The 26,259-nt window shown below is 63.6% G+C and carries 26 protein-coding genes; 8 read left to right on the plus strand and 18 right to left on the minus strand.

Going from position 1 to position 26,259, the window contains the following annotated elements; translation table 11 throughout:
* Positions 1-64 precede the first annotated feature (64 nt).
* Positions 65-1,468 carry an aminoacyl-tRNA deacylase and HDOD domain-containing protein gene (locus LOY51_RS26480; RefSeq protein ID WP_125861132.1) on the plus strand — a complete coding sequence of 468 codons (1,404 nt, stop codon included), beginning with the start codon at positions 65-67 and terminating at the stop codon, positions 1,466-1,468.
* 114 nt (positions 1,469-1,582) lie between these two features.
* On the opposite strand, the gene LOY51_RS26485 is transcribed toward LOY51_RS26480, so the two are convergent.
* From LOY51_RS26485 to LOY51_RS26500, 4 genes are all read right to left on the minus strand, one after another.
* Positions 1,583-1,957 (minus strand): helicase, encoded by a 375-nt coding sequence (locus tag LOY51_RS26485; RefSeq protein ID WP_125466073.1) that lies wholly within the window; start codon positions 1,955-1,957, stop codon positions 1,583-1,585.
* A gap of 142 nt (positions 1,958-2,099) precedes the next feature.
* On the minus strand, positions 2,100-2,396 hold the full coding sequence (locus LOY51_RS26490) for an HU family DNA-binding protein (RefSeq protein ID WP_110991978.1): 297 nt from the start codon (positions 2,394-2,396) through the stop codon (positions 2,100-2,102).
* 188 nt (positions 2,397-2,584) lie between these two features.
* Positions 2,585-3,733: an NAD(P)/FAD-dependent oxidoreductase gene (locus LOY51_RS26495; protein ID WP_258643764.1), complete on the minus strand. Its 1,149-nt coding sequence runs from the start codon at positions 3,731-3,733 to the stop codon at positions 2,585-2,587.
* Between the two features lie 31 nt (positions 3,734-3,764).
* Positions 3,765-3,932, minus strand: coding sequence for a rubredoxin (locus tag LOY51_RS26500; protein ID WP_008091623.1), 168 nt, complete (start codon positions 3,930-3,932; stop codon positions 3,765-3,767).
* A gap of 205 nt (positions 3,933-4,137) precedes the next feature.
* On the opposite strand from LOY51_RS26500, the gene LOY51_RS26505 reads away from it, so the two are divergent.
* Both LOY51_RS26505 and ubiA read left to right on the plus strand, forming a co-directional pair.
* Positions 4,138-4,695, plus strand: coding sequence for a chorismate--pyruvate lyase family protein (locus LOY51_RS26505; RefSeq protein WP_125861136.1), 558 nt, complete (start codon positions 4,138-4,140; stop codon positions 4,693-4,695).
* Positions 4,695-5,585 (plus strand): 4-hydroxybenzoate octaprenyltransferase, encoded by an 891-nt coding sequence (gene ubiA, locus LOY51_RS26510; protein ID WP_258643766.1) that lies wholly within the window; start codon positions 4,695-4,697, stop codon positions 5,583-5,585. Before LOY51_RS26505 ends, ubiA begins: the two co-directional genes overlap by 1 nt.
* Positions 5,586-5,685: 100 nt before the next feature.
* Here the strand turns inward: ubiA and LOY51_RS26515 are convergent, their stop codons facing one another.
* Complete coding sequence (locus tag LOY51_RS26515) at positions 5,686-6,057, minus strand: COG4315 family predicted lipoprotein (RefSeq protein ID WP_125861140.1); 372 nt, start codon at positions 6,055-6,057, stop codon at positions 5,686-5,688.
* A 175-nt stretch (positions 6,058-6,232) separates the two neighbouring features.
* On the opposite strand from LOY51_RS26515, the gene phoB reads away from it, so the two are divergent.
* The 3 genes from phoB to LOY51_RS26530 all read left to right on the plus strand — a co-directional run bounded on the left by phoB (position 6,233) and on the right by LOY51_RS26530 (position 9,904).
* The gene (gene phoB / locus LOY51_RS26520) at positions 6,233-6,922 is read left to right on the plus strand and encodes a phosphate regulon transcriptional regulator PhoB (protein ID WP_011536427.1); all 690 of its coding nucleotides are present in this window, start codon (positions 6,233-6,235) and stop codon (positions 6,920-6,922) included.
* 174 nt (positions 6,923-7,096) lie between these two features.
* The gene (gene phoR / locus LOY51_RS26525; RefSeq protein WP_258646724.1) at positions 7,097-8,368 is read left to right on the plus strand and encodes a phosphate regulon sensor histidine kinase PhoR; all 1,272 of its coding nucleotides are present in this window, start codon (positions 7,097-7,099) and stop codon (positions 8,366-8,368) included.
* 195 nt (positions 8,369-8,563) lie between these two features.
* A complete protein-coding gene (locus LOY51_RS26530; protein WP_125466079.1) occupies positions 8,564-9,904 on the plus strand; it encodes a hemolysin family protein in 1,341 nt (446 codons plus the stop codon).
* A gap of 75 nt (positions 9,905-9,979) precedes the next feature.
* Here LOY51_RS26530 and LOY51_RS26535 read toward each other — a convergent pair whose 3' ends face one another.
* From LOY51_RS26535 to LOY51_RS26570, 8 genes are all read right to left on the minus strand, one after another.
* On the minus strand, positions 9,980-10,879 hold the full coding sequence (locus LOY51_RS26535) for a peptidoglycan DD-metalloendopeptidase family protein (RefSeq protein WP_125466080.1): 900 nt from the start codon (positions 10,877-10,879) through the stop codon (positions 9,980-9,982).
* A 230-nt stretch (positions 10,880-11,109) separates the two neighbouring features.
* On the minus strand, positions 11,110-12,018 hold the full coding sequence (locus LOY51_RS26540) for a response regulator (RefSeq protein ID WP_125466081.1): 909 nt from the start codon (positions 12,016-12,018) through the stop codon (positions 11,110-11,112).
* A gap of 164 nt (positions 12,019-12,182) precedes the next feature.
* Positions 12,183-12,953, minus strand: a complete 771-nt coding sequence (gene phoU, locus LOY51_RS26545; protein WP_125466082.1) for a phosphate signaling complex protein PhoU — start codon at positions 12,951-12,953, stop codon at positions 12,183-12,185.
* 130 nt (positions 12,954-13,083) lie between these two features.
* Positions 13,084-13,917, minus strand: a complete 834-nt coding sequence (pstB, locus tag LOY51_RS26550) for a phosphate ABC transporter ATP-binding protein PstB (protein ID WP_125466083.1) — start codon at positions 13,915-13,917, stop codon at positions 13,084-13,086.
* 102 nt (positions 13,918-14,019) lie between these two features.
* A complete protein-coding gene (gene pstA / locus LOY51_RS26555; RefSeq protein ID WP_125466084.1) occupies positions 14,020-15,690 on the minus strand; it encodes a phosphate ABC transporter permease PstA in 1,671 nt (556 codons plus the stop codon).
* Positions 15,691-15,707: 17 nt separating this feature from the next.
* Positions 15,708-17,996, minus strand: coding sequence for an ABC transporter permease subunit (locus tag LOY51_RS26560; RefSeq protein WP_125466085.1), 2,289 nt, complete (start codon positions 17,994-17,996; stop codon positions 15,708-15,710).
* 140 nt (positions 17,997-18,136) lie between these two features.
* Complete coding sequence (locus tag LOY51_RS26565; RefSeq protein WP_110991966.1) at positions 18,137-19,135, minus strand: phosphate ABC transporter substrate-binding protein PstS; 999 nt, start codon at positions 19,133-19,135, stop codon at positions 18,137-18,139.
* 257 nt (positions 19,136-19,392) lie between these two features.
* Positions 19,393-20,682: an MFS transporter gene (locus LOY51_RS26570; RefSeq protein ID WP_125861144.1), complete on the minus strand. Its 1,290-nt coding sequence runs from the start codon at positions 20,680-20,682 to the stop codon at positions 19,393-19,395.
* Positions 20,683-21,043: 361 nt separating this feature from the next.
* On the opposite strand from LOY51_RS26570, the gene LOY51_RS26575 reads away from it, so the two are divergent.
* Together LOY51_RS26575 and LOY51_RS26580 are read left to right on the plus strand one after the other, a co-directional pair.
* The gene (locus LOY51_RS26575; RefSeq protein WP_003253317.1) at positions 21,044-21,442 is read left to right on the plus strand and encodes an acyl-CoA thioesterase; all 399 of its coding nucleotides are present in this window, start codon (positions 21,044-21,046) and stop codon (positions 21,440-21,442) included.
* Positions 21,443-21,515: 73 nt separating this feature from the next.
* Positions 21,516-22,412, plus strand: coding sequence for a D-hexose-6-phosphate mutarotase (locus LOY51_RS26580; protein ID WP_258643771.1), 897 nt, complete (start codon positions 21,516-21,518; stop codon positions 22,410-22,412).
* A 126-nt stretch (positions 22,413-22,538) separates the two neighbouring features.
* Here the strand turns inward: LOY51_RS26580 and LOY51_RS26585 are convergent, their stop codons facing one another.
* The 5 genes from LOY51_RS26585 to LOY51_RS26605 form a co-directional block, all read right to left on the minus strand.
* On the minus strand, positions 22,539-23,072 hold the full coding sequence (locus LOY51_RS26585) for a DUF3299 domain-containing protein (protein ID WP_167409845.1): 534 nt from the start codon (positions 23,070-23,072) through the stop codon (positions 22,539-22,541).
* A gap of 50 nt (positions 23,073-23,122) precedes the next feature.
* The gene (locus LOY51_RS26590; RefSeq protein ID WP_050707557.1) at positions 23,123-23,368 is read right to left on the minus strand and encodes a GlsB/YeaQ/YmgE family stress response membrane protein; all 246 of its coding nucleotides are present in this window, start codon (positions 23,366-23,368) and stop codon (positions 23,123-23,125) included.
* A gap of 96 nt (positions 23,369-23,464) precedes the next feature.
* Positions 23,465-24,547 carry a 5-(carboxyamino)imidazole ribonucleotide synthase gene (locus tag LOY51_RS26595; protein WP_125466090.1) on the minus strand — a complete coding sequence of 361 codons (1,083 nt, stop codon included), beginning with the start codon at positions 24,545-24,547 and terminating at the stop codon, positions 23,465-23,467.
* A gap of 10 nt (positions 24,548-24,557) precedes the next feature.
* On the minus strand, positions 24,558-25,049 hold the full coding sequence (gene purE / locus LOY51_RS26600; RefSeq protein WP_110995095.1) for a 5-(carboxyamino)imidazole ribonucleotide mutase: 492 nt from the start codon (positions 25,047-25,049) through the stop codon (positions 24,558-24,560).
* A 171-nt stretch (positions 25,050-25,220) separates the two neighbouring features.
* The gene (locus LOY51_RS26605; RefSeq protein ID WP_110995094.1) at positions 25,221-26,150 is read right to left on the minus strand and encodes a LysR substrate-binding domain-containing protein; all 930 of its coding nucleotides are present in this window, start codon (positions 26,148-26,150) and stop codon (positions 25,221-25,223) included.
* Positions 26,151-26,259 lie beyond the last annotated feature (109 nt).

Consider the following 26,259-nt stretch of genomic DNA (forward strand, 5'->3'; position numbering starts at 1 on the left):
CAGAACCAGCTTGCCGATCAGGCTGGTTATACTTCGCGTTCAAAGGAATTAGTGGATACAGGCCATGACTGAAGTTGCTCTGGATATCGCAACCCCACACGCACCGTCTGTCATCCGGCTGTTGCTCGAAAAACTCGGCGTACCCTATGTCGAAGTGCCAGAAAGCCCGAAGCAACTGCCCGCATCGAAGGTTCAGGCCATCCTGCTCGATGACGAAGTCGGTGCCCTGCTGGTGCTGTACCCGCAGAGCAAGCTGCTGGACCTCAACCGCCTCGAGGAGCTGACAGGCCGCAAGCTCAAGGCCGTGCCGTTGCCGCGCCTCAAGCAGATGCTCGACAAGCACCACCTCAAGACCCTGCCGGCCATTCCGGCACTCACCAGCTCGCCTTGCCTGTATGAAGGCAAGCTGCTCGAGCAGGAGCACCTGCTGATCCAGTCGGGCGAGTTGGGCATCCTGCTGTCGATCAAGCGCGACGACTTCAAGCGCATGTTGCACAAGTCCAGCGCAGGAAGCTTTGGCCAGCCGGTCCGCGAGATTCGCCCCAACCTCGACCGCCCGAACGACGACTCCAAGGAGATCACCCAGGCTGTCCAGGCTTTCACCGCTCGACGTATCCAGAAGCGCCTGGAAGAAACCATCGAGATCCCGCCACTGGCCGATACCGCGCAAAAAATCATCAAGCTGCGGGTCGACCCCAATGCCAGCACCGATGACGTCACCGGCGTGGTGGAAACCGACCCCGCCCTGGCCGCCCAGGTAGTCAGCTGGGCGGCATCGCCCTACTACGCCTCGCCAGGCAAGATCCGCTCGGTGGAAGACGCGATCGTGCGGGTGCTGGGCTTCGACCTGGTGATCAACCTGGCCCTCGGCCTGGCCCTGGGCAAGACCCTGAGCCTGCCCAAGGACCATCCGCAACAGGCCACCCCCTACTGGCAGCAGTCGATCTATACCGCTGCGGTCATCGAGGGCCTGACCCGTGCCATGCCACGCCCGGAGCGCCCGGAAGCCGGCCTGACCTACCTCGCCGGCCTGCTGCACAATTTCGGTTATCTGCTGCTGGCGCACGTGTTCCCGCCGCACTTCTCGCTGATCTGCCGCCATCTGGAGGTCAATCCGCACCTGTGCCACAGCTATGTGGAGCAGCACCTGCTGGGGATCAGTCGCGAGCAGATCGGCGCCTGGCTGATGAAGCTGTGGGACATGCCCGAAGAGCTGTCCACCGCGCTGCGCTTCCAGCACGACCCATCGTACGACGGCGAGCACTCGGCCTTCCCCAACCTGGTCTGCCTGTCGGTGCGCCTGCTGCGTTCGCGGGGTATCGGTTCGGGCCCGCAGGACGAAATCCCGGATGCCCTGCTCGATCGCCTGGGGCTGACCCGGGACAAGGCCGAGGAAGTGGTGAACAAGGTGCTGGAGGCGGAAGCATTGCTGCGTGAGCTGGCATCGCAGTTCCACGCGCCGCACTGATTTAGCCGGGCGCCTGTCCTGTGGGAGCGGGTTTACCCGCGAATGCGGTGGTAAATCCACAAGCGTATTCGCGGGTAAACCCGCTCCCACAGGTGCATTGTTCTGTGTTGTATATCAGCCCTTCTTCTTCGGCTTCAGGTATTTCATCAAGCCCTGGAACCAGATCACCAGCGCCGGGTTGCCCTTGATCTGGATGCTCTTGTCCTGAATGCCCTGCATGAACGCCAGCTGCTTGTTGCCCGCCTGCAGGGTGGCGAAGCCGTAGCCGGCATCCTTGAAGGCAATGGCGAACGCCGGTTGCGGGTGCAGGCCGCCCTTGCTGCTGATGCGTTGATCTTTGACCACGAAATGACGGGCCACCTTGCCGTCCAGCGTCTGCATCTGGAACACCAGGTCCTTGTCCTGCAGCTGCTGCTGGAACGCCGGGTTGTTGCGGCTGGCCTTGGCCATCAGCAGCCCCATGGCCCAGAGAAGAAAGCGAAACTTCATCAACGCGCCTCGATTGAAAAATGACTGAGTCGCGCAGTTTATCCGCTTCCTGGGCGGTTTATGCAAGTTCGCTGCATTTTCACCGCAGAAACACAACGGGCGCCTCAAGGGCGCCCGTTCGAATGACCGTTGTCGTTGCCGATCACTTCTTCTTGGCAGGCTTGGCCGGTACGTTGACGCTGTCGCGCAGGTTCTTGCCTGGCTTGAAGGCGACGGTGTTGCTGGCCTTGATCTTGACCGGCTCGCCGGTTTGCGGGTTCTTGCCGGTGCGGGCGCCACGGTGACGCTTTTCGAAGGTGCCGAAACCGACCAGGGTGACGGTGTCCTTGTCGAGTGCGCCGGTGATGCTGTCGAGAATCGCGTTCAAGACCTGATTGGCCTTTTCCTTGGTCAGATCGGCCTTGTCGGCGATGACGGCGGCGAGTTCTGGTTTACGCATAGTGAAGCCTCTTTGACGGAATTTCTTGTTGTTATGCCGTGCTGCCAAGGGCGGCAGCGTTCAAGGCACCGCAGGCTCTAGGCTGCGGTAGACGCCAGTGAGAATGGCACGCCGTCCGGGGCCGCGCCAGTACCTGGGCGGCCATTGTCGCGGCAAGAACAGGAGAAATCCGACAGAACGCCCGCCATTTACGCCATCAGCGGCGGTAACTGGCGATTCAGCGCCAGTTTCTCCATGACGGCCGCGCCCGTGAGGGCGTAGCCCAGCAGCCGGCCGTCAGCCCCGTGGCACAGCACTTTGAGGTCGGCGCCGCTGCCTTCCACCTGCCAGCTACCTTCCATGCCGGCGGGTGGCGGTGACACCACCAACGGGCAGGCCGGGGTCTTCACGGTGACGGGCATCGGCCCATAGGCGACCGCCGTCGGGTTGCCGGCCAAGGTCTGGGCCAGGGCACGGGCGCAGGTCATCAGGGGCATGACGTACAGCAGGTTGATGCCATCGACTTCGGCGCAATCGCCCAAGGCGAAGATATTGGCGTGGGAGGTGCGCAGTTGGCGATCGACCACCACGCCACGGTTCACCTGCAAACCGGCGGCGGCCGCCAGATCGGTGCGTGGGCGCAGGCCAATGGCTGAAACCACCAGGTCGCAGGGGATCACGCTGCCGTCGGACAGGTGCGCTTCAAGGGCCGCGCCTGCCTGCTGCAGGCGGGTCAGCACCGGCCCCAGGTGGAAGCGCACGCCCAGGCCCTCGAGGCCCGCCTGCACGGCGCTGGCGGCGGCGGGGTGCAGCAGGGTCGGCATCACCTGCTCGCAGGGGGCGACCACGTTGCACTGGTAGCCACCCAGAGTCATGTCGTTGGCGAACTCGCAGCCGATCAGGCCGGCGCCGAGGATCAGCACCCGCTGCTTGCCGGCAGCGGCGGCACGGAAGCGCGCGTAGTCCTCGAGGTCGTTGATCGGGAACACCTGATCGCCGGCATCGCCTTCAACCGGCACCTGCACGGTCTGCGCGCCCCAGGCCAGGATCAGGTCGCGGTACTCCACCGCTTCTTCACCGATCCACAGGCGTTTGTGCCCTGGGTCGATACCGCTGATCCGGGTATGGGTGCGAACTTCGGCCTTGAGCTGCTCGGCCATGGCGCCGGGCTCGGCCATGCACAGGCCATCGGCGTCCTTGCCCTTGGCGAAACCGGTGGAGAGCATCGGCTTGGAGTAGGAGCGGCCGTCGTCGGCGGTAATCAGCAGCAGCGGCGTTTCGCTGTCGAGCTTGCGAAACTCGCGGGCCAGGTTGTAGCCGGCAAGGCCGGTGCCGATGATCACCACGGGGGACGTCATGCAGGTGCTTCCTCTTCCAGTAGGGTTGCGATCAGCCGATGGCGATCATTTCGAAATCGCTCTTGCCCACGCCGCAGTCGGGGCACAGCCAGTCTTGCGGCACGTCTTCCCAACGGGTGCCCGGGGCGATGCCGTCATCCGGCCAGCCTTCGGCTTCGTCGTAGATCAGGCCACAGACAATACATTGCCACTTCTTCATGGGGGGTCGTTCCTCGGTCAGGCTTGATGTGTCGCTGCTGATGGCCTCTATCGCGGGGCAAGCCCGCTCCCACAACGCCAGTGGGAGCGGACTTGCCCCGCGATAGAGGCACCGCGCAATCTCGTCCGGGCTTTGTACTGTATGCAAGCCGCCAGGGCAATCATGCTAAGCTCGCCGCCTCTCTGGCTGTCACAAGCATACCGACGTGTCGTACGAAACCCCGCAAGCAGCCGCTGTCGCGTGGCTGCCGTATCCACAACTGGCGAGCGCGCTCGACCAGCCGACCCTCGACTGGCTGTTCGACCAAGGCTCCCTGACCCGCCGCCTGACCCAACTGTCCCACGACCACTTCAGCGTCACGCCCTTGTTCGAAGGCTGGCAACCGCTGCGCGATGACGAATGCGCAGCGCTCGGCCTTGCGCCTGGCGAAGAGGGCTGGGTGCGTGAGGTCTACCTGCGCGGCCATGGCCAGCCCTGGGTGTTCGCCCGCAGCGTGGCCGGGCGCAGTGTGCTGGAACGCGGCGGCCTGGACCTGGAAACCCTGGGCACCCGCTCGCTCGGCGAGTTGCTGTTCTGCGACCAGGCGTTCGTCCGCCACCCCATCGAGGTGTGCAGTTATCCACAGGCCTGGTTGCCTGCCGAGGCCGCCCATGCCGGGCTGTGGGGGCGGCGTTCGCGCTTCGAGCGTGCCGGCCTCGACCTGCTGGTGGCAGAGATTTTCCTGCCGGCACTGTGGCAAGCGGCCAAGGAGGCAACCTGCTGATGTACCTGCAACTGCTCAAATCGCTCAACCGCCTGCACCCACGGGCCTGGGACTTCGTCCAGCTGAGCCGCATGGACCGCCCGATCGGCATCTACCTGCTGCTGTGGCCGACGCTGATGGCCGTGTGGATCGCCGGCAATGGCGCACCCAGCGTGGCCAACGTGCTGATCTTCGGCCTGGGGGTGGTGCTGATGCGTGCCGCCGGCTGCTGCATCAACGACTTCGCCGACCGCAAGGTGGACGGCCACGTCAAACGCACCGCCGACCGGCCGCTGGCCAGTGGCCGGGTCAAGCCACGCGAAGCCTTGCTGCTGTTCGCCGTGCTGGTGGGGGTGAGCTTCCTGCTGGTGCTGTGCACCAACGCCCGGACCGTCTGGCTGTCGTTCGGCGCCGTGGCCCTGGCGTTCTGCTACCCGTTCATGAAGCGCTACACCTATTACCCGCAGGTGGTGCTGGGTGCCGCGTACTCCTGGGGCATCCCCATGGCCTTCACCGCCGCCGGCGGCGAGCTGCCGGCCGCCGCCTGGCTGTTGTACATCGCCAACCTGCTGTGGACGGTGGGCTATGACACCTACTACGCCATGGTCGACCGTGACGACGACCTGAAGATCGGGGTGAAATCCACCGCCATCCTGTTCGGCGAGGCCGACCGGGTGATCATCCTCAGCCTGCAGCTGCTGTCGCTGGGCTGCCTGCTGCTGGCCGGCAGCCGTTTCGAGCTGGGGGGCTGGTTCCATCTGGGGTTGCTGGCGGCAGCGGTGTGCTTCGCCTGGGAGCTCTGGTCGACGCGCAGGCTGGACCGGGACGCCTGCTTCAAGGCGTTCCTGCACAACCACTGGGCGGGGATGCTGATCTTTATCGGGGTGGTGCTGGATTACGCGTTGCGTTGAGAGTCAAAGCCCCTGTGGGAGCGGGTTTACCCGCGAATGCGTCGGTGAGCCCACCATGGCATTCGCGGGTAAACCCGCTCCCACAGGTTACAAGTCGCTCTTAAGGCTTGGCCACGTGCCAGACATCCTTCATGCCATCGCCGGTCATGTCCCCGGCTTTCTTGTCCTTGACGAAGGTGTACAGCGGCTTGCCATCGTAAGCCCACTGCATCGACCCGTCGTCACGCTTGATCTGCGTCCACTTGTCCTTTGGCGCCTCGTCGTCCTGCTTCACCATCAAAGGCGGCCAGTTCTTCGCACAATCACCGTTGCACATCGACTTGCCGCCTGCATCCTTGTCGAAGGTGTACAGGGTCATGTCGTTGTGGTCGACCCACATGCCATCCTTCTCCATGGCGTGATGAGCCGACGCCACCCCCGGCACTGCCAGCGCAGCGCAAAGGGCCATCCAGCTCAGCGTATGTCGTGTCATTGGAATCACCATCGTTTCGGGGGGTGGAAGGGTTCTGGTAGCCGCTGCAGCGGCCCTGTGAAGCCTAGCCCAGTCATGCAATGTCGCCAGAACTGCCCATGCCCTGTCACACAGCTGCAATAATTCCGTTATCTAATGCGGGCCAAGACACCGTTCCCGGGAGAGGTAATTGAGCATGGTTGGCAGAAACATTCTGATCGTCGACGACGAAGCGCCTATCCGCGAGATGATCGCCGTTGCATTGGAAATGGCTGGCTATGACTGCCTTGAGGCGGAGAACTCGCAACAGGCCCACGCCATCATCGTCGACCGCAAGCCGGACCTGATCCTGCTCGACTGGATGCTGCCGGGCACCTCGGGCATTGAACTGGCACGCCGCCTCAAGCGCGATGAACTGACCGGCGATATCCCGATCATCATGCTCACCGCCAAGGGCGAAGAGGACAACAAGATCCAGGGCCTCGAAGTGGGCGCCGACGACTACATCACCAAGCCGTTCTCACCGCGCGAGCTGGTGGCGCGCCTCAAGGCCGTGCTGCGCCGCACCGGCCCGAGCGACAGCGAAGCCCCCATCGAAGTGGGCGGCCTGCTGCTCGACCCGATCAGCCACCGAGTGACCATCGACGGCAGGCCTGCCGAGATGGGCCCCACCGAATACCGCCTGCTGCAGTTCTTCATGACCCACCAGGAGCGCGCCTACACCCGCGGCCAGCTGCTCGACCAGGTCTGGGGCGGCAACGTCTACGTAGAGGAGCGCACGGTCGACGTGCACATCCGCCGCCTGCGCAAGGCGCTGGGTGAAGCCTACGAAAATTTGGTACAAACCGTCCGCGGCACTGGCTATCGGTTCTCGACCAAGAGCTAGCTGCAAGCTGCAAGCTGCAAGCTGCAAGAAAGAGCCTACAGCGCTTGGCTCGAAATAATGGACTAACCGCATCACCGATCCGCTTCTTCTTGTAGCTTGCCGCTTGCAGCTTGGAGCTCGGTCCGAAGGATCCGTCAATTGAACCAGAACTGGCACGCAACCCTGATTCGCCACATGTTGCTGCTGATCACCGTCTGCCTGATCGGCGGCCTGATCAGCGGTTTCTACGGCTGGAGCCTGGCCATCGGCCTGGCGTTCTACCTGGGCTGGACGCTCAAGCAGCTGCTGCGCCTGCACGACTGGCTGCGCCACCACCAACCCGATGAGGCACCGCCAGACGGCTATGGCCTGTGGGGCGAGGTGTTCGACAGCATCTATCACCTGCAGCGCCGCGACCAGCGCGTGCGTGGCCGCCTGCAGGCGGTGATCGACCGGGTGCAGGAGTCCACCGCCGCACTGCGTGACGCGGTGATCATGCTCGACAGCGAAGGCAACCTGGAGTGGTGGAACCGCGCCGCCGAAACCCTGCTGGGCTTCAAGACCCCGCAGGACGGCGGCCAACCGGTGACCAACCTGGTGCGCCACCCGCGCTTCAAGGAGTACTTCGAAGCGGAAAACTATGCCGAACCGCTCGAGATCCCCTCACCGATCAACGACCGCCTGCGCGTGCAACTGCAACTCACCCGCTACGGCAACAACGAGCACCTGATGCTGGTACGCGACGTGACCCGCATCCATCAGCTCGAACAGATGCGCAAGGACTTCGTCGCCAACGTCAGCCACGAGCTGCGCACGCCGCTGACGGTGATCACCGGCTACCTGGAAACCCTGCTGGACAACGTCGAAGGCGTGAACCCGCGCTGGGGCCGTGCGCTGCAACAGATGAGCGCGCAAGGCTCGCGCATGCAGACCCTGCTCAACGACCTGCTGCTGCTGGCCAAGCTCGAAGCCACCGACTACCCCTCGGACAACCAGCCGGTGCTGGTCGACGCCCTGCTCACTGCCATCAACAACGATGCCCAGGCGCTGTCCGGCCCGCGCAACCAGCGCATCACCCTGGAGGCCGCACCCGGCATCCGTTTGAAGGGCAGCGAGTCGGAACTGCGCAGCGCGTTTTCCAACCTGGTGTTCAACGCCGTCAAGTACACCCAGGATGAGGGCACCATCCGCATTCGCTGGTGGGCCGATGACCAGGGCGCGCACCTGTCGGTGCAGGACTCGGGCGTCGGCATCGAGGCCAAGCACCTGCCGCGCCTGACCGAACGCTTCTACCGCGTCGACTCCAGCCGCGCCTCCAACACCGGCGGGACCGGGTTGGGCCTGGCGATCGTCAAGCATGTGCTGATGCGCCATCGCGGGCGCCTGGAAATCAGCAGCGTGCCGGGGCATGGCAGCACCTTCACCTGTCATTTTGCGCCGGCACAATTGGTCGCGAACAAGGGTTGATCCCTCGCGGGGCAAGCCCGCTCCCACGATGCCTTTGCAGATCCGTGGGAGCGGGCTTGCCCCGCGATGCGCCAACCGGGCATAGCCCTCCCCTTTGCTTTTGCGGCTTCAGCCGCTACATTGGATCCCCTGTGCCAGCAAAAGCTGGCACTTTTTTTCTTACTTTTCAGCAGACGGACCCCGTAAAACTCCATCATGGACCCTTCCCCTGGTATCAGCCTCACCTCGTTGTTCGCCGATTTCGGCATGATTCTCTTTGCCCTGTTCCTGGTGCTGCTCAACGGCTTCTTCGTTGCCGCCGAGTTCGCCATGGTCAAGCTGCGCTCCACCCGCGTCGAATCCATCGCCGAGCTGCATGGCTGGCGTGGCAGCATCCTGCGCAAGGTACACAACCAGCTCGACGCCTATCTTTCGGCCTGCCAGCTGGGCATCACCCTGGCTTCGCTGGGCCTGGGCTGGGTCGGCGAGCCGGCGTTCGCCCACCTGCTCGAACCGCTGCTGGCCTATTTCGGCGTCGACTCTCCCGAACTGATCAAGGGCATCTCGTTCTTCGTCGCGTTCTTCGTCATCTCCTACCTGCACATCGTGGTCGGCGAGCTGGCGCCCAAGTCCTGGGCGATCCGCAAACCCGAGCTGCTGTCGCTGTGGACGGCGGTGCCGCTGTACCTGTTCTACTGGGCAATGTACCCGGCCATCTACCTGCTCAACGCCAGCGCCAACACCATCCTGCGCATCGCCGGGCAAGGCGAGCCCGGCCCGCACCACGAGCACCACTACAGCCGCGAGGAGCTCAAGCTGATCCTGCACTCCAGCCGCGGCCAGGACCCGAGCGACCAGGGCATGCGCGTGCTGGCCTCGGCAGTGGAGATGGGCGAGCTGGAAGTGGTCGACTGGGCCAACTCGCGCGAGGACATGGTCAGCATCGACGCCCATGCCCCGCTCAAGGACATCCTCGCGCTGCTGCGCCGGCACAAGTTCAGCCGCTACCCGGTGTATGACGCCGAGCGCGAAGAGTTCACCGGCCTGCTGCACATCAAGGACCTGCTGCTGGAGCTGGCCGAACTGGACCACCTACCGCAGACCATCGACCTGGACGACCTGGCCCGGCCACTGGAGCGGGTGTCCCGACACATGCCGCTGTCGCAACTGCTCGAGCAGTTCCGCAAAGGCGGCGCGCACTTCGTGCTGGTCGAAGAGGCCGACGGCAAGGTGATCGGCTACCTGACCATGGAAGACGTGCTGGAAGTGCTGGTGGGCGACATTCAGGACGAACACCGCAAGACCGAACGCGGCATCCTCGCCTACCAGCCCGGAAAGCTGCTGGTACGGGGCGATACGCCGCTGTTCAAGGTCGAGCGGTTGCTGGGGATCGACCTCGATCACATCGAGGCGGAAACCCTTGCCGGCTTGATCTACGAAACCCTCAAGCGCGTGCCTGAGGAAGAGGAAGTGCTGGAGGTCGAAGGCCTGCGCATCATCATCAAGAAGATGAAAGGGCCGAAGATCGTGTTGGCCAAGGTGCTCAAGCTGGATTGACCCACATCAGCAACCTATTGCGGGGCAAGCCCGCTCCCACGTGCTCTGTGGGAGCGGGCTTGCCCCGCGATGCTTTCAGGGGTTGCCTGCGGTGAAATCCGGCATCCCACCAATCGGCCGGTCGAACTGATAGGGGATCGACTCCAGCGCCAGCCCCACGTTGCGCTGCACCACGAAATGCAGATGCGGCCCACTGCTGTTGCCGGTATTTCCCGACTTGGCCAGCGCCTGCCCCACCACCACCTGCTGCCCCTCCGCCACCACCACCGAACCGCGCATCAGGTGCAGGTAGACGCCCATGGTGCCGTCCGGGTGCAGGATGCGCACGAAGTTGCCCGCCGGGTTGCTACCACGCCCGGTCTGGCTGTTCTCGATCCTGACCACCACCCCGCCCCTGGCGGCGATGATCGGCGTGCCCTCGGGCATGGCGATATCGATGGCGTAGCGCCCCTTCGGGCCGAAATGGCTGAAGCGGCCATTGGGCCCCTGGCTGATGCGAAACGGCCCGCCCTTCCATGGGAAGGGGTAGCGATAGCCCTGGGTACGCTGGATGGGATCGCCCATGGCGTATTCGAACTTGCTGACGTATTTCAACGGCCCGCTGGGCGCGGCCAGTATGACGCTGAGCACCTGGGTCGAACGCGCGGGCACCACACGCCTGACCAGGCGCGGGGCATTGCCGCCGAAGGCATTGGCCAGGCCATTGAGGCGCAGTTCGACCTCCATGGGCACATGCAGCTCGTTACGCGCCACGAAACGCACGCCGCCACGGAATGCCTCGGTCTGCAGGCGCACCTGGCCGTCGAGACGCTCGACCATGGGCTCGTGAACGATCAAGGGTTTTGCCCCTGGGCTGGGGCTTTCGGAATAGGAGGCCACACCGAAATCGTCGGTGGTTTTGTAGATGGTCATGCCCAGGCTCGACGCCGAGGCCGTGAGCAAGGCACAGAACAGCAGCAGGCGGGCGGGCGGCATGATAGTGGCTTTTTGACAGTTGAGTTCTGTCGAAGCCTAGCAGCCGATTTCAAGACGAGTTGCTACAGCTGGTCGGAAGACATGAGCTCACACCGACCTGCAGGAGCGGCCTTGTGCCGCGAAAGGGCTGCGCAGCAGCCCCAGATCTTGACCAGTGGCAAAGATCATTGGGGCCGCTTTGCGGCCCTTTCGCGACGCAAGGCCGCTCCTACAAAGGCAAGCCCTGCGCCTCAGGCGCCGGGCGTGAAGTGCTTCTGCGCAGTGCCACGGGCAATCAGCCGCGACAGGTAATCGAGCTTCTGCGCATCCTGATCGACGAACTTGAAGTTCAATTGCAGCCAGTCGCTGTCCGGCTTCGGTTCCAGCGCCGCAACGGCGTGCAGGTAGCCGTTCAGCCGCGCCACTTCGGCGTTATCACCTTGCTCAAGATCGAGCACCGCGCCTTCGAGCACCTGCGGCAGGTTGGCGCTGCGACGCACCACCAGCAACGCCTCCTTCAGGCTCAGGGCCTTGATCACGCAAGGTTGCGGACCGCTGGCCAGACGCAGCTGACCCTGCCCGCGGCCAGTCGGTGCTGCAGCTGCGGCCGCTTTCGGCGCAGGCGCATTGATCAACGGCTTGGCGGCCGTTGCTGCTGGCGCGGCAGGGGCGGCTACCTTGGCGGCTTCCGGGCGGCCCCCGGTCAGGGCGCTGAGCGAATCGTTGGCAAATGCCGAGTTTACCCGCGCCGGCCCACTCGCCATCAGGCTGTCGAGTTTGCCGATCTTGGTCAGCGACTTTTTCACCTTGGTCAGCAGCTGTTCGTTGGTGAACGGCTTGCCGACAAAATCGGAGACGCCGGCCTGGATGGCCTGGATCACGTTCTCCTTGTCACCACGGCTGGTCACCATGATGAACTGCATGGTCTTCATTTCTTCCTGCTGGCGGCACCAGCTCAGCAGCTCGAGGCCGGACATCTCCGGCATCTCCCAGTCGCACAGGACCAGGTCGAAACGCTCCTTGCTGAGCATGGCCATGGCTTTGCGGCCGTTGACCGCATCTTCGATTACCATGCCCGGGAAGGCATTACGCAGGCACTTCTTTACCAGATCGCGGATGAACGGGGCATCGTCCACGACCAGCACATTGACTTTACTCATCGATACTCCTCTTGAATCCCGACTAGCATACCGCCGACTGATGGCCATTTGCCAAAACACGGGTCACGCCGGGACTTCTCTTCACGTTCGCGGCTGCCTGCAGGGTGCTCGACCGCAAACGAAAACGCCCGGCGGATGCCGGGCGTTGTTGCTCGGGAGCAATTCTATTTATCGTCCGGTTCAGCCGGAACATTAGCGATTTCGCCCTCATCGAAGGCCTCGCCCTGCACTTCCGCTTTCATGCGCTTGAGGCCCATGTGACGCACGTCGGTCCCGCGTACCAGGTAGATCACCAGCTCCGAAATGTTGCGCGCGTGGTCGCCGATCCGCTCGAGCGAGCGCAGGGCCCAGATCACGCTGAGCACGCGAGTGATCGAACGCGGATCTTCCATCATGTAGGTGACCAGTTCGCGCAACGCGGTCTTGTACTCGCGGTCGATGGTCTTGTCGTACTGGGCCACCGACAGCGCCAGGTCGGCGTCGAAACGGGCGAAGGCATCCAGTGCGTCACGCACCATGTTGCGCACCTGGTCGCCGATGTGGCGCACCTCGACATAACCCCGTGGCGACACCCCTTCCTCGCACAGCTGGATAGCGCGACGGGCGATCTTGGTGGACTCGTCACCGATGCGCTCCAGGTCGATCACCGACTTGGAAATGCTGATGATCAGACGCAGGTCGGAGGCCGCCGGCTGGCGGCGGGCGAGGATGCGCACGCATTCCTCGTCGATGTTGCGCTCCATCTGGTTGATCTGTTCGTCGACTTCACGCACTTGCTGGGCCAGGCCCGAGTCGGCCTCGATCAGCGCGGTGACGGCGTCGTTGACCTGCTTCTCGACCAGCCCGCCCATGGCCAGGAGGTGGCTGCGCACCTCTTCGAGCTCGGCGTTGAACTGCTGGGAGATGTGATGGGTAAGGCTTTCTTTGTTGATCATGCTGTCGCTCCGCGAAGTTGCTAGCTATAAGCTGCAAGCTTCAAGTGGTTCGTGTCGTTCCCTGGCTCCGCGCTAACCGCTTTATCTTGCAGCTTGCAGCTCAAAGCTTGCAGCTGCGCCAACGGCGCCGTTAGCCGTAGCGACCGGTGATGTAGTCTTCGGTCTGCTTCTTCGCCGGGTTGGTGAACAGGGTGTCGGTATCACCGAATTCGACCAGTTTGCCCATGTACATGAACGCGGTGTAGTCCGAAACACGGGCCGCTTGCTGCATGTTGTGGGTAACGATGACGATGGTGTACTTGGATTTCAGTTCGTAGATCAGCTCTTCGACTTTCAGCGTCGAGATCGGGTCCAGTGCCGAGCACGGCTCGTCGAGCAGCAGCACTTCCGGCTCGACGGCGATGGTACGGGCAATCACCAGACGCTGCTGCTGGCCACCGGACAGGCCCAGCGCCGATTCGTGCAGGCGGTCCTTGACCTCATCCCACAGGGCCGCGCCCTTCAGCGCCCATTCCACGGCTTCGTCGAGGGTGCGCTTCTTGTTGATGCCCTGGATGCGCAGGCCGTAGACCACGTTCTCGTAGATGGTCTTGGGGAAGGGGTTGGGCTTCTGGAACACCATGCCCACGCGGCGGCGCAGCTCGGCCACGTCCTCGCCCTTGCGGTAGATGTTGTTGCCGTACAGGTTGATGGCGCCCTCAACGCGGCAGCCGTCAACCAGGTCGTTCATGCGGTTGAAGGTGCGCAGCAGGGTCGATTTGCCGCAGCCGGACGGGCCGATGAAGGCGGTCACGCGCTGCTTGGGGATATTCATGCTGACGTCGAACAGCGCCTGCTTGTCGCCGTAGAACAGGGACAGGCCGGGCACTTCGATGGCCACGGTCTCTTCAGCCAGGCGCAGGCTCTGCTTGTCGCGGCCCAGGGCCGACATGTCGATACCGTGGGTATGAGCTTCGTGTTGCATGTTCTTACTCCATTTGAAGCTGCAAGCTTCAAGCTGCTAGCTGCAAGTTTGGACAGAGCGGCAATCTGCTTGGAGCTTGCCGCTTGTGGCTTAAAGCTGAACTCAGCTGTCGAGGGCCTTGTACTTCTCGCGCAGGTGGTTACGCATCCACACCGCCGAGAGGTTGAGGGTGGCGATCACCAGCACCAGCAGCAACGCGGTGGCATACACCAGCGGCCGCGCGGCCTCGACGTTGGGGCTCTGGAAGCCGACGTCGTAGATGTGGAAGCCCAGGTGCATGATCTTCTGGTCCAGGTGCAGGTACGGGTAGTTGCCGTCCACCGGCAGCGATGGTGCCAGCTTCACCACACCCACCAGCATCAGCGGGGCCACTTCACCGGCGGCGCGGGCCACGGCGAGGATCATGCCGGTCATCATGGCCGGGCTGGCCATCGGCAGGACGATCTTCCACAGGGTCTCGGCCTTGGTCGCACCCAGGGCCAGCGAGCCCTCACGCACGGTGCGTGGGATGCGCGCCAGGCCTTCCTCGGTGGCCACGATCACCACCGGCACCGCCAGCAGCGCCAGGGTCAGCGAAGCCCACAGCAGGCCAGGCGTACCCAGGGTAGGCGCCGGCAGCGACTCGGGGAAGAACAGGCGGTCGATCGAGCCGCCCAGCACATAGACGAAGAAGCCCAGGCCGAACACACCGTAAACGATCGCCGGTACACCGGCCAGGTTGTTCACGGCGATGCGGATCAAGCGGGTCACCGGGCCCTGCTTGGCGTACTCGCGCAGGTAGACTGCGGCCAGAACGCCGAACGGGGTGACGATCACGGCCATGATCAGGGTCATCATCACGGTGCCGAAGATGGCCGGGAAGATACCGCCTTCGGTGTTGGCCTCACGCGGGTCATCACTGAGGAACTCCCACACCTTGGCGAAGTAGGCGCCCATCTTGGTCAGGCCAGACATGGCGTTCGGCTGGATCGCGTGGACCACCTTGCTCAGGTTGATCTCCACTTCGCGGCCGTTGCCGTCGCGGGCCACCAGGCTGTCGCGGGCGAAGGCCTGGTGCAGGCCGCTCAGGCGCTCTTCGATGGCCTTGTAGCGGTTGTTCAGCTCGGCGCGCTCGGCGTCCATGTCGGCCTGGGCGGCGGCATCGAGCTTGCCGTCCAGTTCCAGCTTGCGGCCATGCAGGCGCAGGCGCTCCAGGCCATGGTTGATGGCGCCGATGTCTTTCTTCTCGAGCTTCACCAGTTGGTCGTTGAGTTCGCTGGCGCGCTTGAGGCGGGCCTGCAGCTCGTTCCAGGCCTCGGGGCCCTGGGCAACCACCCGCCCTTCTTCCTTGACGCTGACCAGGTAGCCGTAGAAGTTGCCCCACTCGCGGCGCTCCAGGGCGATCAGCTCGGCGGGCTTCTGTTGGTCCACCAGCCACTCGCCGACCACCCAGGTGAAGTCGCTGCCGTTGAGGTCGCGGTTACCGATCTTGATCAGCTCGCGGGTCATGAACTCCGGGCCCTGGTCGGGCACCGGCAGGCCGGCACCCTTGAGGCGTTCGCGCGGTACTTCTTCCTTCTGTACCACTTCACCGATGATCACGTGGTCAGCCTGGCCAGGCACCTTGTAGGTGGCCTGAACCAGGTCGGCCGGCCAGAAGTGGCCCAAACCACGCACGGCGATCACGGCCAGCAGGCCGACGGTCATGATGACCGCCATGGCTACCGCGCCACCGCTGATCCAGACGCCGGGGGCGCCGCTCTTGAACCAGCCTTTGAGGGAATCCTTTTTCACGGATCTCTACCTTTCTATCAAAGCGACGAGTATTTCTTGCGCAGGCGCTGGCGAATCAGCTCGGCCAAGGTGTTCATGATGAACGTGAACATCAGCAGCACGAGGGCGGCGAGGAACAGCACACGATAGTGGCTGCCACCGACTTCCGATTCCGGCATTTCCACGGCCACGTTGGCGGCCAGGGTGCGCATGCCCTCGAACAGGTTCATTTCCATCACCGGGGTGTTGCCGGTGGCCATGAGCACGATCATGGTCTCGCCCACCGCACGGCCCATGCCGATCATCAGCGCCGAGAAGATACCCGGGCTGGCGGTGAGGATGACCACGCGGGTCAGGGTCTGCCATGGCGTGGCGCCCAGGGCCAGCGAGCCCAGGGTGAGGCTGCGCGGCACGCTGAACACGGCGTCTTCGGCGATGGAGTAGATGTTCGGGATGACCGCAAAGCCCATGGCGATACCGACTACCAGGGCGTTGCGCTGGTCGTAGGTGATCCCCAGGTCGTTGCTGATCCACAGGCGCATGTCGCCACCGAAGAACCAGCTTTCCATGAACGGGCTCATGTACAGCGCGAACCAGCCGATCGCCAGGATCACCGGGATCAGGATCGCCGCTTCCCAGCCATCCGGGATACGCAGGCGGATCGACTCCGGCAGGCGGCTCCAGGCAAAACCTGCGACCAGGATGCCCACCGGCAGGATCAGCAGCAGGCTGAACACGCCCGGCAGGTGGCCTTCAAGGTACGGCGCGAGGAACAGACCGGCGAAGAAGCCGAGGATCACCGTCGGCATCGCTTCCATCAGTTCGATCACCGGCTTGACCTTGCGGCGCATGCCCGGGGCCATGAAGTAGGCAGTGTAGATGGCGGCGGCGATGGCCAGCGGGGCAGCCAGGATCATCGCGTAGAACGCGGCCTTGAGCGTACCGAAGGTCAGCGGCGACAGGCTCAGCTTGGGTTCGAAGTCGGTGTTCGAGGCGGTGGACTGCCAGACGTATTTAGGCTCGTCGTAGTTCTCGTACCAGACCTTGCCCCACAGCGCGCTGAAGGAAATCTCCGGGTGCGGGTTGCGCAGGCTCAGTGGCAGCAGCTTGCCGCCTTCTTCGATGATGATGCGGTTGGCGCGCGGCGACAGGGCCAGGATGCCCGCGCCTTCGGCGACCGGCTCGACCAGCAGGGTACGGTGCGCGGTGCTGTGGAACACGCCCAGCTTGCCGGCGCTGTCGAGGGCGATGAAGCCCTTGCGACGCTCTTCGGCGTCGATCTGCACCACCGGGGCGTTGCCCAGCTGGAAGCTGCGGATCAGTTTCAGGCGCGACTCGCCATCCGGGTCGCGGGCCATGAACCACTGGCTCAGGCCGCCCTTGGAGTCACCGAAGATCAGCGAGATGCCGCCGACCAGTTGGCCGCTGGCGGTGATTTCGGCGTTGCCGTCCTCGAGCAGCTTGTAGCGGCCGTTGAGGCTCTTCTCGCGCAGGCTGAAGACGTCGGCGGTGGCACGGCCGTTGACCACGTACAGCCACTGCTGGCGCGGGTCGATGAAGATGTTCTTCACCGTCTCGGTCATCTGCGGCAGCTCGATACGGTTCTGCTCGACGGTGACCTCGTCGGTCATCATGTTCTCGGTGCGCGACAGTTCGATCACCTGCAGGTGGGCACCGGTGGAGCCGGCCAGCAACAGGGTGTCGCCATTGACGTTGACGCTCACGTGTTCCAGCGCGCGGCCCTGGTCATCCAGGGTGAACAGGTCCTGACCATAGGGGTAGTCGATGCCCGCCTCGATGGTCTTCTTGTTGTCCGGATAGGTGATCTTGTAGGTGTGGTGGAACACCAGCGCCTGGCCGTTGGACAGGCCCAGCACCACCAGCGGGCTGCCCGGCTGATCGGTGCTGATCGAGCTGACCTGGGTGCCAGCGGGCACTGGCAGGTCGACGCGTTTGAGTTCGTTACCGGTCTTGGTATCGAAGAACAGGGCCTGGCCCTTGTCGGAAACGCGCATGCCCACGAGGTTCTGTTCCTCGAGGGCGATCATCAGCGGCTTGCCGGCATCCTGCTGCAGCCAGGTCGGCTCCAGCGCTTTCTTGCTGGTCAGCGTGGCGCCCTGGAACAGCGGCAGCACCACGTAGGCCAGATAGAAGAAGATCAGGGTAATGGCAGCCAGCACGGCCAGCCCGCCCACCAGGACGTACCAGCGGGTCAGGCGGTCCTTGAGGGCGCGCATGCGGCGCTTGCGTTGCAGCTCGGGCGTATTGAAATCAATGCGCACCGGCGGGGAATTTTGGGTCATGGTGGAGTTGGCCAGATCATTCATGCGCACACCCTAGCGGTCCCGTATGACAAAAACATGACAATGCAGTGACGCAAGAAAGCCCGCCGCGCAGGAACCCTGGCTTCGGACTGAGAGATTCGTGGACAAGGCCGGGCATCAGCACCGGCCTCATCCTCAGTTACTTACTTCTTTGCGACGTTACCGGCGTGGGACAGGCCCAGATCAGCCAGGGTCTTGTCGACCACTTTGGCCGGCAGCGGGATGTAGCCATCCTTCACCACGACCTGCTGGCCAGCCTGCGACAGCACCAGCTTGACGAACTCGGCTTCCAGCGGGGCCAGAGGCTTGTTCGGGGCCTTGTTGACGTAGACGTAGAGGAAGCGCGACAGCGGGTACGAACCGTTCAGGGCGTTGGCTTCGTTGTCTTCGATGAACTCGCCGCCTTCCTTCTTGGCCAGGGCCACGGTCTTCACGCTGGCGGTCTTGTAGCCGATGCCCGAGTAGCCGATGCCGTTCAGCGAGGAGCTGATCGACTGCACGACCGAAGCCGAGCCAGGCTGTTCGTTGACGTTAGGCTTGAAGTCGCCTTTGCACAGGGCTTCTTCCTTGAAGTAGCCGTAGGTGCCCGATACCGAGTTACGGCCGAACAGCTGGATTGGCTTGTTGGCCAGGTCGCCGGTCACACCGATGTCACCCCAGGTCTTCACGTCAGCCTTGCCGCCGCACAGGCGGGTAGACGAGAAGATGGCGTCGACCTGAGCCATGGTCAGGCCCTTGATCGGGTTGTCCTTGTGCACGAATACGGCCAGGGCGTCGACGGCAACCGGGATGGCGGTTGGCTTGTAGCCGTACTTCTGCTCGAAGGCCTGCAGCTCGACGTCCTTCATCTTGCGGCTCATCGGGCCCAGGTTGGCGGTGCCTTCGGTCAGCGCGGGTGGCGCGGTGGAGGAGCCGGCGGCCTGGATCTGGATGTTTACGTTCGGATATTCCTTCTTGTAAGCCTCGGCCCACAGGGTCATCAGGTTGGCGAGGGTGTCCGAACCGACGCTGGAGAGGTTACCCGATACACCGGTGGTCTTGGTGTAGGTCGGGATGGCTGGGTCGACAGCGGCGACCGCATTGGCGGTGGCAACGCCAGCGGCGGCAAAGGTCAGGGCCGCCATCAAACGCTTCAGTTTCATGCCTTGCTCCTAGCAGGAATATCGTAGGGGTTGTGATGGAACGGGCCCAAGTATCTGCAGGCCGCATGAACACGATATGACTCCAATATGACAATTGGATGAAAGGCCATCACCGGTTGCCCGGGATGGCCTTTCAAGATGTTTCAAGAAGGGTTCGAGCAGGTCCGTCCTCTTCGCGGGTAAACCCGCTCCCACAAGGCTTGCGCCCTGCCAGTGGGAGCGGGCTTACCCGCGAAGAGGCCAGCAGTGCCAGCCGCTTAGCGCTTGTTGGCGAGCAAGTAGAGACCCACGGCCAGACCAACGGCACACAGGCACGCCACGTAGTAAGCCGGTGCCATCGGGCTGAACTTGAGCAGCGCGGTCACCACCATCGGCGTCAAACCGCCGAAGATGGCGTAGGCCAGGTTGTAGGAGAACGACAGCCCACTGAAGCGCACCACCGGCGGGAACGCCTTGACCATCACGTACGGCACGGCGCCAACGATACCCACGCACAGCCCGGTCAAGGCATACAGCGGGAACAACAGGTCCGGGCGGGTCGGCAGGCTGTGGTAGAAGGCCCAGGACGAGGCCAGCAGCGCCAGGCTGCCGATCACGAACACGCGCCCGGCGCCGAAACGGTCGGCCAGGCTACCGGCGGCGACACAGCCCAGGCTGAGCAGCACGATGGCCAGGCTGTTGGCCTTGAGCGAATCGGTGGGGCTGACGTGGTAGAGGCTCTGCAGCAGGGCCGGGGTCATCAGGATGATCACCACGATGCCGGCCGACAGCAGCCAGGTGAGCAGCATCGACAGGATGATCGCGCCGCGGTGGTCGCGCAGCACCGCGCGCAGTGGCAGCTCCTCGGCCAGGGCCTTGCGCGCCTGCATCTCGGCGAACACCGGGGTTTCATGCAGCCAGCGGCGCAGGTAGACCGCGAAGAAGCCGAACACCCCACCCAGCAGGAACGGGATGCGCCAGGCGTAGTCCGCCACTTCTTCCGGGCTGTAGATCGTGTTGATCAGCGTCGCCACCAGCGAGCCAAGCAGGATGCCCGAGGTCAGGCCAGCCGTCAGGGTGCCGCAGGCATAGCCGGTGTTGCGCGCCGGCACGTGCTCGGAGACGAATACCCAGGCACCCGGCACTTCACCACCGATGGCCGCACCTTGGATGACACGCATCAACAGCAGCAGGATCGGTGCCCACAGGCCGATCTGTGCATAAGTTGGCAGCAGGCCCATGATCAGGGTCGGCAGCGCCATCATGAAGATGCTCAGGGTGAACATCTTCTTGCGCCCGAGCAGGTCACCGAAGTGGGCCATGACGATGCCACCCAGCGGCCGTGCCAGGTAGCCGGCGGCGAAGATGCCGAAGGTTTGCATCAGGCGCAGCCATTCGGGCATGTCGGCGGGGAAGAACAGCTTGCCCACCACCGTGGCGAAGAACACGAAGATGATGAAGTCGTAGAACTCCAGGGCACCACCGAGGGCGGACAGAGAGAGGGTCTTGTAGTCGCTGCGGGTCAGCGGCCTGGAAGGCTGCTCGATACTGCTCGGCACGGAGGTCATCGCTGCTTGTTCTCTTGTAGTGTGCAGGCCGCTTGGCATGCGGCTTCTGGATTGGCTGGCGGGTGAAGATAACAAATTGCCGAGCAGCGCTCATAGCGGTACAAAATCCGTACAGATATTCATGAATGTGACGTCGTCGCTGGCTGTAAGGGTCTATATACTGCCCGCTCGTAGGAAAAGGTTGATTCTGGTGCGGGATGTTGTGCGAAAACGTCGGTCTCTATTGTCAGACTGTTTCGCAGAGTCTCCCCTTTGGCCGCCCCCGAAGCGAAATCAGCGTAGTATGCGAGCAGCTGAATCGTTTTTACGGCGTCCTTCACTGCGCCACCCACGAAGCGTCACGGGTCAGAGGCCCCACGGCATGATTGAGCTCGAACAAGAAGATCCTATCCCGCAGGGCGATCTGGCCTTGCAGATCACCGCGCTGCCGCGCGAAACCAACGGTTTTGGCGACATCTTCGGCGGCTGGCTGGTCGCGCAGATGGACCTGGCCGGTACCGCCATGGCCAGCCGCGTTGCCGGTGGCCGCGTGGCCACGGTGGCCATCGACCGCATGGCCTTCCTGGTGCCGGTGGCCGTGGGCGCGCAGCTCTCCTTTTATACCCAGACCCTGGAAATCGGCCGCAGCTCGATCCAGATGATGGTCGAAGTGTGGAGCGACGATCCGTTGTCCAGCGAATGGCGCAAGGTCACCGAAGCGGTGTTCGTGTTCGTCGCCATCGACGGCAGCGGTCGCACGCGCTCGGTGCCTCGTCGCTGAGCCAGGCGAGCGGTAAACTCATTGCAGGCTAACGGGTCCAACGGCCCGACAGGCATTCAATGAGACGAGCGCAATGGCTACCTATCAGGTCGACACCGAGCAACACGGCGAACTCAACTGCTGGCGCATCACCAGCGACCGTGCCGAACTTCTGATCGCCCAGCAGGGCGCGCAGGTCCTCAGCTACCAGCGCATCGGCGAGCCGCCTCTGCTGTGGCTGAGCGACCAGGCCATCTTCCGTCAGGGCAAGTCAGTGCGTGCCGGGGTACCGGTGTGCTGGCCCTGGTTCGGCAATCTGCAGCGCAACCCGCAATCGGTCCAGAACATGTTCCAGGGCGAGCAGGCAGCGGCCCACGGCTTGGCCCGTGGCCGCGACTGGCAGTTGCTCGGCATGGAAGAGTCCGGCAACAACCTGCTTATCGAATTCACCCTGCCCGAAGCCCAGGGCGAACTGCCAGGCTGGCCCCATGACGTCGAGCTCAAACTGCGGATGGAGCTGGGCGATCAGTTGCAACTGACCCTCACCAGCTACAACCTCGGCAATACCAACGTCACCCTCAGCCAGGCCCTGCACAGTTACTTCGCCGTGAGCGATGTGCGCCAGATGCAGGTGGAAGGCGTCGATGGCCTGGGCTATATCGAAACCCTGGCCGACTGGGAGCAGCGCCAGCAGCAGGGCAATCTGGCGTTCACCGGCGAGACCGATCGCATCTACCTGAATGCGCCCCAACAGCTGGCCATCGTCGACCCACACTGGAACCGGCGCATCACCCTGCAGGCCAGCGGTTCACGCAGCGCGGTGATCTGGAACCCTTGGACCGACCGCGCCCGGGAGCTGGCGGACATGGCCGACGATGGCTGGCAGCGCATGCTGTGCATCGAGACGGCGAATGTGTGGGATGACGTGGTGGAGCTCAAGCCTGGGGCGAGTCATTCGCTGAGCGTAGTGATCGGTAGCGAAGCGCTCTGATCTGAAATTTTCAAAGTCAGTGCCGGCCTCTTCGCGGGTAAATCGCAGCGGCGAACCGCCGCTCCCACAGGTTATGCGGCGGCCTGTGGGAGCGGGTTTACCCGCGAAGAGGCCGGCCCAGGCAAGTCAAAGATCGGCATCCTCCACCACCCTCACCTTACCGGCATCCAGCGCATAGGCCGCATCGGCCAGGTCATTGCTGACCTTCTCCACCTTCAACTGTCCGGTCACCCACAGCGGTGTGTAGATATCGTCGATTTTCAACCCTTTCGGATACCGCACCAACACCAGCTGGTTCGGCGGCGGCGGCGGCACATGGATGCAGGCGCCGGGGTACGGCACCAGGAAGAACAGGGTGCTGTTGCCCTTGGCATCGCTCTCCAGCGGCACCGGGTAGCCGCCCAGGCGGATCTGCTTGCCGTTCATGGCGGCCACGGTCTTGGTCGAGTACATCACCGCCGGCAGGCCCTTGCTCTGCTTCAGGCCACCCTTGGCAGTGAACACGCCCTGGGCTTCGGGGGAGTTGTGGTCGATCTCGGGCATCTGCTCGAGGGCCTTCTGGTCCGACTTGGGCATCAGCTCCAGCCAGTCGGTCTCGGGCAATTCGGCATGGGCCAGGGTGCTGGCAAGCAGCAGGGGGATGAGGAAAAACGCACGCATGGAAATGCTCGGCAACTCAGGTTTGAATTGCCGAGCATTCTAGCCTGTGTTCAGTTCTTCTTGATGAAGCCGTAGATCACCAGAAGGATGATGGCGCCGACCAGGGCCCCGAAGAAGCCCGCGGCCTGCCCGGCCTGGTAGATGCCCAGGGCTTGCCCGCCATAGGTGGCGGCCAGGGAACCGGCGATGCCGAGGAGGATGGTCATGATCCAGCCCATGCTGTCGTCCCCAGGTTTCAGGAAGCGCGCCAGCAGGCCGACGATCAGGCCGATGAAGATGGTTCCAATGATGCCCATGGCAATCCCTCTAAGGTGAAAGTGGAACAAGCCAAAGCCTAGACAGCGCTTTGGCTTGTTGCCATTTCAGAGGGGCCGTTGCCGCAAGAAGTTCGCTCAGCCGGCGATCAACGCTTCTACTTCGGCGATCTTGGCCTTGAGCGTGGCCATGTCGGCGCAACGCAGGGTGGCGTGGCCGACCTTGCGCCCGACCTTGAAGGCCTTGCCGTAGTGGTGCAGGTGGCAATCGTCGATGGCGACAACCTTGTCCACCGCCGGCACTTCGCCGATGAAGTTGAGCATGGCGCTCTCACCGACCTTGGCGGTCGAGCCCAGCGGCAGGCCGGCAACGGCACGCAGGTGGTTCTCGAACTGGCTGCACTCGGCGCCTTCGATGGTCCAGTGCCCGGAGTTGTGCACGCGCGGGGCGATTTCGTTGGCCTTCAGGCCACCGTCGACCTCGAAGAACTCGAAGGCCATCACGCCGACGTAGTCCAGCTGCTTGAGCACGCGGCCGACGTAGTCTTCGGCCAAGGCTTGCAGCGGGTGCGCGTCGCTGGCCACCGACAGCTTCAGGATGCCGCTGTCGTGGGTGTTGTGCACCAGCGGGTAGAAGCGGGTTTCGCCATCACGGGCGCGCACGGCCACCAGCGACACTTCGCCGGTGAACGGCACGAAGCCTTCCAGCAGGCACGGCACGCTGCCCAGCTCGGCGAAGGTGTCGATTACGTCTTCGGGTTTACGCAGGACCTTCTGGCCCTTGCCGTCATAACCCAGGGTGCGGGTCTTGAGCACGGCCGGCAGGCCGATGCTGGCCACGGCGGCGTCGAGGTCGGCTTGCGAGAGGATGTCGGCGAAGGCTGGGGTGGGGATCCCCAGGTCACGGAACATGCTCTTCTCGAACAGGCGGTCACGGGCGATGCGCAGGGCTTCGGCGCTCGGGTACACCGGCACGAACTGCGACAGGAAGGCGACGGTTTCCGCCGGCACGCTTTCGAACTCGAAGGTCACCAGGTCGACTTCGTCGGCCAGCTGGCGCAGGTGGTCCTGGTCGCCGTAGTCGGCGCGCAGGTGCTCGCCCAGGGGGGCGGCGCAGGCGTCCGGGGCCGGGTCGAGGAAAGCGAAGTTCATGCCCAGCGGGGTGCCCGCCAGGGCCAGCATGCGGCCCAGCTGGCCGCCACCGATTACACCGATCTTCATATCGTCAGCCTCAAGCCTGGCGCGGGTCTGGATTGTCCAGCACGGTGTCGGTCTGCTCCGTGCGGAACTGCTTGAGCGCCGCGTGGAACTGCGGGTGCTTGGCACCGAGGATGCTCGCCGACAGCAGGGCGGCGTTGATCGCCCCGGCCTTGCCGATGGCCAGGGTGGCCACTGGGATACCGGCCGGCATCTGCACGATCGACAGCAGCGAGTCGACGCCCGAGAGCATCGACGACTGCACCGGCACGCCCAGCACCGGCAGATGAGTCTTGGCGGCGCACATGCCCGGCAGGTGGGCGGCGCCACCGGCACCGGCGATGATCACCTCGATGCCACGGCCTTCGGCCTCATCGGCATACTGGAACAGCAGATCCGGGGTGCGGTGGGCGGAAACCACCTTCACTTCGTAGGGAATGCCGAGTTTTTCCAGCATATCGGCGGTGTGGCTAAGGGTGGACCAATCGGACTTGGAGCCCATGATCACGCCAACCAGTGCACTCATCGTCGAGCCTCTTCGCTTGTGCGCCCGCAGGCGCGTCAAAAAACAACAAGCCACGCGGGACGACCGGCGTGGCTTGTTTGCTGATCTGGACCGGAGCTATCCGGTCGAAAGGCCGCGCAGTATAACGTAACGCAGGCCCATCACGGCACCCCCGGCGACCAACTGTCGCCCTTATTTTTCGGGGCTTTGGCTGACTTTCGGGTCAACTGAACCGCCTTCCAGCTTGCGCCATAGCAAACGCACGTTGGCCTTGCGCACCAGGGCACAGCGATAGAGGCGGATTTCCAGCGGTACATGCCACTGGCTGGCGCCACAGACCACCAGCTCGCCACGCTCCAGCTCGCCGCGCATGGACAATTTGGGCACCCAGGCGATGCCCATGCCTTCCAGCGCCATGCTTTTGAGACTGTCGGCCATGGCCGTTTCATACACCGTGGTATAGCGCAGGTTGCGTTGGCGCAGCAGCAGGTTGACCGAGCGGCCGAGGAAAGCACCGGCGCTGTAGGCCAGCAACGGCACGCTGCCCTCGCCTTCCAGGTCGAACAACGGCTTGCCATCGGGGCCCACCGCACACACCGGGAGCATTTCGGTGTTGCCCATGTGCAATGAAGGGAAGATTTCGGCGTCCATCTGCAGCGCGGCGTCCGGGTCGTAGAACGCCAACATCAGGTCGCAGCCGCCCTCGCGCAATGCATGCACCGCATCGCCCACGTTGGTGGCGACCAGGCGGGTGGCAATGTTCAAACCGTCGTTGCGTAACTGGGCTACCCAACGCGGGAAAAACCCCGAGGCCAGCGAGTGCGCCGCCGCCACCTGGATCACCTCGCCCTGCCCGCCTTCAAGATGATGCAAGTGGCGGAGAACTTCGCTCAACTGGTCGACAACAGTACGCGCGGTGACGAGAAAAAGCTGCCCGGCCTCGGTCAGTTCGATGGGCGTGCGGGAACGATTCACCAAGGTCAGCCCCAAGGCCGCTTCCAGGCTGCGGATGCGCCGGCTGAAAGCTGGCTGGGTGACGAAGCGGCGCTCGGCCGCTTGCGAGAAACTGCGGGTTGAGGCCAGGGCACTGAAGTCCTCCAGCCATTTGCTTTCGAGGTTCATCGACTACTCCGCAACGCGTGCACCAAAATGGAACACGCTCGATTGTCAATCGGCGTCACATCAAACCGTATGCCGTTTGTGCATAGGTTAGCGTGCAACAGCATTGGCC

The organism is Pseudomonas sichuanensis, assembly GCF_024749065.1.
Lineage (GTDB): Bacteria > Pseudomonadota > Gammaproteobacteria > Pseudomonadales > Pseudomonadaceae > Aquipseudomonas > Aquipseudomonas sichuanensis.

Bases quoted from the DNA above. Each gene is read 5' to 3' on its own strand.
- LOY51_RS26480 (WP_125861132.1), top strand. From the start codon at position 65: ATGACTGAAGTTGCTCTGGATATCGCAACCCCACACGCACCGTCTGTC.
- LOY51_RS26485 (WP_125466073.1), bottom strand. From the start codon at position 1,957: ATGAAGTTTCGCTTTCTTCTCTGGGCCATGGGGCTGCTGATGGCCAAG.
- LOY51_RS26490 (WP_110991978.1), bottom strand. From the start codon at position 2,396: ATGCGTAAACCAGAACTCGCCGCCGTCATCGCCGACAAGGCCGATCTG.
- LOY51_RS26495 (WP_258643764.1), bottom strand. From the start codon at position 3,733: ATGACGTCCCCCGTGGTGATCATCGGCACCGGCCTTGCCGGCTACAAC.
- LOY51_RS26500 (WP_008091623.1), bottom strand. From the start codon at position 3,932: ATGAAGAAGTGGCAATGTATTGTCTGTGGCCTGATCTACGACGAAGCC.
- ubiA (WP_258643766.1), top strand. From the start codon at position 4,695: ATGTACCTGCAACTGCTCAAATCGCTCAACCGCCTGCACCCACGGGCC.
- LOY51_RS26515 (WP_125861140.1), bottom strand. From the start codon at position 6,057: ATGACACGACATACGCTGAGCTGGATGGCCCTTTGCGCTGCGCTGGCA.
- phoB (WP_011536427.1), top strand. From the start codon at position 6,233: ATGGTTGGCAGAAACATTCTGATCGTCGACGACGAAGCGCCTATCCGC.
- phoR (WP_258646724.1), top strand. From the start codon at position 7,097: ATGTTGCTGCTGATCACCGTCTGCCTGATCGGCGGCCTGATCAGCGGT.
- LOY51_RS26530 (WP_125466079.1), top strand. From the start codon at position 8,564: ATGGACCCTTCCCCTGGTATCAGCCTCACCTCGTTGTTCGCCGATTTC.
- LOY51_RS26535 (WP_125466080.1), bottom strand. From the start codon at position 10,879: ATGCCGCCCGCCCGCCTGCTGCTGTTCTGTGCCTTGCTCACGGCCTCG.
- LOY51_RS26540 (WP_125466081.1), bottom strand. From the start codon at position 12,018: ATGAGTAAAGTCAATGTGCTGGTCGTGGACGATGCCCCGTTCATCCGC.
- phoU (WP_125466082.1), bottom strand. From the start codon at position 12,953: ATGATCAACAAAGAAAGCCTTACCCATCACATCTCCCAGCAGTTCAAC.
- pstB (WP_125466083.1), bottom strand. From the start codon at position 13,917: ATGCAACACGAAGCTCATACCCACGGTATCGACATGTCGGCCCTGGGC.
- LOY51_RS26560 (WP_125466085.1), bottom strand. From the start codon at position 17,996: ATGAATGATCTGGCCAACTCCACCATGACCCAAAATTCCCCGCCGGTG.
- LOY51_RS26565 (WP_110991966.1), bottom strand. From the start codon at position 19,135: ATGAAACTGAAGCGTTTGATGGCGGCCCTGACCTTTGCCGCCGCTGGC.
- LOY51_RS26570 (WP_125861144.1), bottom strand. From the start codon at position 20,682: ATGACCTCCGTGCCGAGCAGTATCGAGCAGCCTTCCAGGCCGCTGACC.
- LOY51_RS26575 (WP_003253317.1), top strand. From the start codon at position 21,044: ATGATTGAGCTCGAACAAGAAGATCCTATCCCGCAGGGCGATCTGGCC.
- LOY51_RS26580 (WP_258643771.1), top strand. From the start codon at position 21,516: ATGGCTACCTATCAGGTCGACACCGAGCAACACGGCGAACTCAACTGC.
- LOY51_RS26585 (WP_167409845.1), bottom strand. From the start codon at position 23,072: ATGCGTGCGTTTTTCCTCATCCCCCTGCTGCTTGCCAGCACCCTGGCC.
- LOY51_RS26590 (WP_050707557.1), bottom strand. From the start codon at position 23,368: ATGGGCATCATTGGAACCATCTTCATCGGCCTGATCGTCGGCCTGCTG.
- LOY51_RS26595 (WP_125466090.1), bottom strand. From the start codon at position 24,547: ATGAAGATCGGTGTAATCGGTGGCGGCCAGCTGGGCCGCATGCTGGCC.
- purE (WP_110995095.1), bottom strand. From the start codon at position 25,049: ATGAGTGCACTGGTTGGCGTGATCATGGGCTCCAAGTCCGATTGGTCC.
- LOY51_RS26605 (WP_110995094.1), bottom strand. From the start codon at position 26,150: ATGAACCTCGAAAGCAAATGGCTGGAGGACTTCAGTGCCCTGGCCTCA.